This window comes from Pseudomonas baetica (assembly GCF_051216495.1).
Taxonomy (GTDB): domain Bacteria; phylum Pseudomonadota; class Gammaproteobacteria; order Pseudomonadales; family Pseudomonadaceae; genus Aquipseudomonas; species Aquipseudomonas baetica_B.
Genome location: NZ_JBPKAM010000193.1, coordinates 1 through 5,988, shown reverse-complemented (window position 1 = coordinate 5,988; position 5,988 = coordinate 1). Strand labels below are relative to the sequence as shown.

The following is a 5,988-nucleotide window of genomic DNA, read 5'->3' as shown; positions in this document are numbered from 1 at the left end:
CACACAACAAAACTCATGGTGGGGGAACCCCGCAGCGAGACACCAACCCCCCACCCCTCGTTGTGTCTTCCATCCCTCCCCCCCCCCCCCCCCCCCCCCCCCCACAGGTTTTGTGTGTATAAACAGAATTAGTTCATCTCCCCCTGCACCCGATCCCTGCCCGCCTGCTTCGCCGCATAAACCCCCGAGTCCGCACGCAACAGCAGCGCATCCGCACCTTCACCACCCCGCCAACTGGCGATCCCGAAACTGGCGGTGACAATCCCCACTTCGTCAATTGGCGCACTGCGCAAGCCTTGCCACAGCTCCAGCGCCAGCAGATGGGCCTGTTCGCCGCCGATGTCCGGGCACAGCACCATGAACTCCTCACCGCCCAAACGACAGAACACATCCGTACGCCGCAACCGATGGCCGATGCGCTCGCACACCGCCTGCAACACCCGGTCACCCACGGCGTGGCCGTGCTGGTCATTGATGCGCTTGAAGTGGTCGATGTCGAGCATGATCACCGACAGTTCGCCACCGCCGCGCTCGACCCGGGCCATCTCGGTCGTCAGGCGCTCCTGGAAATAGCGGCGGTTGTGGATACCGGTCAGGGAGTCGGTGATGGACAGCGCGCGCAACTCTTCCTCTACCCGTTTCATATCGGAAATGTCCGAGATATAGCCATGCCACAGCACCCCGCCACCGGGCAGTTCTTCCGGGGTCGCTTCGCCGCGGACCCAGCGCAGGCCACGCTCGGGCAGTTGCACACGATATTCTTCGCGCCACGGACTGAGGTGGTCCGCCGACGCCCGGATCGAGGCGCGGACGCGAGTCGTGTCCTGGGGATGGATCCGCGTGAAGATCGCTTCGGCATTGAGCAGCAACACGTCCGGGTCGAGTTCATAGATCTCGCGGATACCGTCGCTGGCGTAAATGACGCTGAAGCGACCGTCGAACTCCATCTTGAACTGGTAAATCCCACCGGGCACATGGGCGCTGAGTTTCTTCAACAGCAGGTCCCGTGCTGCCAACGCTTCATGCACGCGCTTGCGTTCGGTGATGTCGATGCAGACGGCCAGATGCCCGACCCACAGGCCTTGCTCGTCGAGCACCGGAGTGGCCAGCATGTTGACCGTCAAATGACTGCCATCGCCACGCACCAGCGTCCACTCCCGCGCTTCATGCCGGCCTTCTACGCTGCTCTCCACCAACATCGCATGGCACGTCGGCACCGGTTTGCCGAAACGCGCGCTCAACTCAGCGGATCGCACCGCGAGTTCCCGAGGCAGGTGCAGGTTTTCCAGGGTCATGTGCCCCACGACATCGGCCGCTTTGTAGCCGAGCATTTGTTCGGCACCGGCATTGAACGTGCTGATGACTCCGCGCAGGTCCGTGGCAATGATCGCCACTTGGGTGGCGGCATTGAGTACGCTGCGTAACTGACCGTGAGTTCCCCGCAGCTCCTGTTCGCGGGCGTGCAGTTCCTCGGTCCGCTGTTCGACCATTCTCAGCGCTCGCTGACGCTGACTGACCAGCACGTAGAGCAGTGCACTGAGCAACATACTGAGCAAGGCGCCGAGCACCACCAGCGTGGTGACAGATGAATGGTTGGCCTGCAGAAAAACTTCACTGGGCTGGATGTCGACTTGATACTCGTGATCGGCCAGGCGCAACAGCCGGGTCGCGGACAACTCACTGACGGCAGGCACGTTGGGCGACTCAAACAGCACTTCGTGCTGATCCTCTGTAGATAAGTCGAGAATGCGCACTGAAAGATAATCACGGCCCGCCTCAGGCAGCCCGTCGGCCAGCAACTGGCGCATGCTGATCACCGCCATGACATAACCGAACGGTTTGCCGGTTGCGCCAACCGGGTGATCACGCGAAATGACCGGCGCGACCAGCAACACGCCCCGCGCATAGGCCGGTTCGATGCTGACCAGGTGCATCGGTTGCGACACGGCCATGCGTCCATGCTGATCGGCGCGCTCCAGGGTGGCACGGCGCATCGGCTGTGCCAACAGGTCGTAGCCGAGCGGCGAGCCGAGTTTGCTTTGCGTCTGGCTGTACAGCACCACCACGTACTCATCCCGCTCGGCCGCCAGTTGCAGCTGGCCGTCGGCATTGAGTTCGCGAAAGGTAAAACCGGTAATACCCTCCTCCCGCGCACGCTGCTCGAACAACGCCCGCTGGTCGCCACGGACCCGTTCAGCGAACGAATACGCCTGGGTGCGGTGTAACAGGGGGTGGGTGTAACCGTTGAATTCCTCTCGGGAAACCGAATCGGAATTGGCAAAGAACCGACGCAGGCCATCGAGGCGCTGCTCCTGGTCTTCGAAACGTTCTTCGATACGGCTGTAACGTTCACTGGCCAGCAGCTGGAAACGTTGCCGCAATTGATAATGAAACAGATTGAGCGTCGACCAGGCCAGTAATCCCGTGAGTATTCCGCCGACAAGCAATACCAGCAGCGCGACCCACCAGGCCGAAACGTCTTCGCGGATAAACCCCAGGATTTTTGGGCGCACGGCGTGCAACGACATAAAACCCAACTCAAAACGCCAGGTGCGGGAAAGCCCTTTGGCCATGAGTTGAGTTATAGCTATTAGCCACTAATTTGACCAGCACTGAAAACCCTGTAGGAGCGAGCCCTGCTCGCGATGGGCTCAAGAACGCCGCGTACATTCAGGAAGTATGCGTTATCGTTGTCGACCATCGCGAGCAGAGCTCGCTCCTACAGGGGCCACCGTCAACGGGCCGTGATTTTCCAGGCGCGGTGGATCTTCGCGTTGCGGGCAAAATCCGGATCGATGGTCTGGGCGGTGATCTCCTCGATTGCATAACGCTCGGAAAGATTGGCCTCCAGTTCGAACTTGCGGAAGTTGTTGGAGAAGTACAGAACACCACCGTTCGCCAATCGTGCCATGGCCAGGTCGATCAACTGCACCTGGTCACGCTGCACATCGAAAATGCCTTCCATGCGCTTGGAGTTGGAGAAGGTCGGCGGGTCGATGAAGATCAGGTCGTACTCGTCGCGAGCGTTTTCGAGCCAGGCCATCACATCGCCCTGCTCCAGACGGTTTTTGTCGGAGAAACCGTTCAGCGACAGGTTGCGTCGCGCCCAGTCCAGGTAGGTTTTCGACAGGTCAACGCTGGTGGTGCTGCGCGCACCGCCCTTGGCCGCGTGAACACTAGCGGTGGCGGTGTAGCAGAACAGATTGAGGAAGCGTTTGCCGGCCGACTCTTTCTGAATGCGCATGCGCATTGGCCGATGATCGAGGAACAGGCCGGTGTCGAGGTAGTCAGTGAGGTTCACCAGCAGCTTCACGCCGCCTTCATTCACTTCGACGAACTTGCCCTGCGCTGCCTGACGCTCGTATTGCTTGGTGCCGCTCTGGCGTTCGCGACGCTTGACCACCACGCGGCTCTTGTCGATGTTCAACGCCTGTGGAATCGCCGCCAGGGCATCGAACATGCGCGCCGAGGCTTTTTCCGGATCGATGGATTTGGGCGCGGCGTATTCCTGGACGTGGACCCAATCGTGGTACAGGTCGATGGCCATGGAGTATTCCGGCATGTCGGCATCGTAGACACGATAGCAATCGATGCCTTCACGCTTGACCCACTTGCCCATGGCCTTGAGGTTCTTTTGCAGGCGGTTGGCAAACATCTGCCCGCCTTCGCTCAGGCGTGGCTGCTCGACCACCGGTGCGGGGGCCGGGGCTGGCTTGATCGGGTTGCCATTCTTGTTGAACTTGCGTTCCTGCGGCTCGCTCGGGCTTTGATCGTAGGCCGCCTGTTCACGCTCGGCCTGACGCTGTTCCGGGGTACGACGTTCGCCGGTGACGAACTGATCCGGCAGCACCTTGATCAGCAGCAACTTGCACGGCAAGGCACCGTTCCAGAACGAATACTGTTTGTGGCTGCGGATGCCCATGCGCTTGCCCAGGTCTGGCGCGCCGGTGAACACCGCCGCTTCCCAGTTCAGGCAGGCCTGGCGCAGACGCTCGCCGAGGTTCTGGTAGAGGTAGAGCAGGCTCGCCTCGTCGCCCAGACGCTCGCCGTAGGGAGGGTTGCAGATCACCAGGCCTTTCTGGTTCTGGTCCGGACGCGGCTCGAAGGTCGCGACTTCGCCCTGATAGATCTTGATCCACTCGCTCAGCCCGGCACGCTCGACGTTGTTGCGGCCCGGTTGAATCAGGCGCGGGTCGGCTTCGTAACCGCGAATCCACAGCGGCGGCTTGGCCAGCCCGACTTCGGCGCGCTCGACGGCTTCTTCATGGAGTTTTTTCCACAGCGCCGGAACGTGGCCGAGCCAGGCAGTGAAACCCCACTGCTCACGACGCAGGTTTGGCGCGATATCGGCGGCGATCATCGCAGCTTCGACGAGGAACGTACCGACACCGCACATCGGGTCCGCCAGCGCGCCGCCTTCGGCCGCGATACGTGGCCAACCGGATCGGATCAGGATCGCCGCCGCGAGGTTTTCCTTCAGCGGCGCCGCGCCTTGCTGCAGGCGATAACCGCGCTGGTGCAGGCTGTGGCCCGAGAGGTCGAGGGACAGGATGGCTTCGCCGCGGTCCAGACGCAGGTGAATGCGCAGGTCCGGGTTGAGTTTATCGATGGTCGGACGATCGCCCTGCGGCGTGCGCAGTTTGTCGACGATGGCGTCCTTGACCTTCAGGGCGCCGAAGTGGGTGTTATCGATACCCGAGCCATGACCACTGAACTCCACGGCCAGGGTGCCGTCATTGAGCATGTGGTCTTGCCAGTCGATATCCAGCACGCCGTGATACAGATCTTCAGCGTTTTTCATCGGGAAACGCTTGAGCACCAACAGCACCCGGTTGGCCAAGCGCGACCACAGGCACAGGCGATAGGCGGCTTCCATGGTCGCCATGCCGCGCACGGCAGAGGTGTGCTCACGTGCTTCCTCAAGGCCAAGCCCGACGGCTTCCTCGATGAGCAGGCCTTCAAGGCCTTTTGGGCAGGTGAGGAAGAGTTCGAAACGATCGGACATGAGGATACGGAGCCTTTAGCTGAGTGAACCGGCAACGCATTGCCGGCCCGGTTTTCAATCAGGCGCTTTTCTCGAAGAGCGCCCGCGTGGCACGAAGGTGTGCCGCTCCACCCCTGCTGCTCGGGTTAAATGAGCTTAGATGCAAGGACAGATAAAAAAGTTGATGCAACAAAATGTCATAAGTCGACCCTTCGTCGAATAGTCCCCACGGCAACGCGAGGCACTCTCACCAAAGGATTAACCCCTTCATCCTGCGGGGGGCCGATCATACAGGGGTTTGACTCAGAAATATGCGACGAACATCGTGTTACTTATGGCCTTAGCACATGAATGGTTACGTGCTTATGACAAAACGATCATTCCCTCGATGTGACGCATTGGTTAGAACTCAATACAGGTTGGCGCCGCAATGACGCCAACACCTTGGCTCGCCACGCCGGCAGCGAGCCCCCAACGGCAGAGTTTTTCTGCCTGACCTCGATTGAGGTCGACGCGATAAATACAGTCAACAAGTGAGGGCAACACCCTATGAGAAGACTTAAGCGTGATCCGTTGGAAAGAGCATTTTTGCGCGGATATCAATATGGCGTAGGTGGCAAGTCCCGTGAGCTTTGCCCATTTACTCTACCGTCGGTACGCCAAGCCTGGATCAACGGCTGGCGAGAAGGACGCGGCGACAACTGGGACGGTATGACCGGCACTGCGGGAATCCATAGACTCAACGAACTTCACGCCGTCGGCTAACACAGGGCACACACTCCGACACGACAATCTGATTACGTAACGAATTAACCACGCGCGTCCCATCCGGACGGCGGGCTACGGCCCAGGGGCTCCTTCGAAGGAGCCCTTTTTTATGTCTGCAAAGAAAAACTCAAGCTGTAAACACTACTGTGGGAGAGGGGGGGGGGTGGGGGGGGGGGGACACAGCCACAAACATAGTTCGCTCGGGGATGTATTCTTTTGCAAAGATGGTCCCTCCA

Annotated in this window: 3 protein-coding genes; 1 reads left to right on the top strand and 2 read right to left on the bottom strand. The window is 60.2% G+C overall.

What is annotated here, in order from left to right; all coding sequences use genetic code 11:
* Positions 1-128: 128 nt before the first annotated feature.
* On the bottom strand, positions 129-2,528 hold the full coding sequence (locus tag ACSFE6_RS30775; protein ID WP_435431142.1) for a sensor domain-containing diguanylate cyclase: 2,400 nt from the start codon (positions 2,526-2,528) through the stop codon (positions 129-131).
* A gap of 206 nt (positions 2,529-2,734) precedes the next feature.
* Complete coding sequence (gene rlmKL / locus ACSFE6_RS30770) at positions 2,735-5,005, bottom strand: bifunctional 23S rRNA (guanine(2069)-N(7))-methyltransferase RlmK/23S rRNA (guanine(2445)-N(2))-methyltransferase RlmL (protein ID WP_435431141.1); 2,271 nt, start codon at positions 5,003-5,005, stop codon at positions 2,735-2,737.
* A gap of 528 nt (positions 5,006-5,533) precedes the next feature.
* Between rlmKL and rmf the strand changes: the two genes are divergently transcribed.
* Positions 5,534-5,749 carry a ribosome modulation factor gene (rmf, locus tag ACSFE6_RS30765; RefSeq protein WP_003223300.1) on the top strand — a complete coding sequence of 72 codons (216 nt, stop codon included), beginning with the start codon at positions 5,534-5,536 and terminating at the stop codon, positions 5,747-5,749.
* The last annotated feature ends 239 nt before the right edge of the window (positions 5,750-5,988 follow it).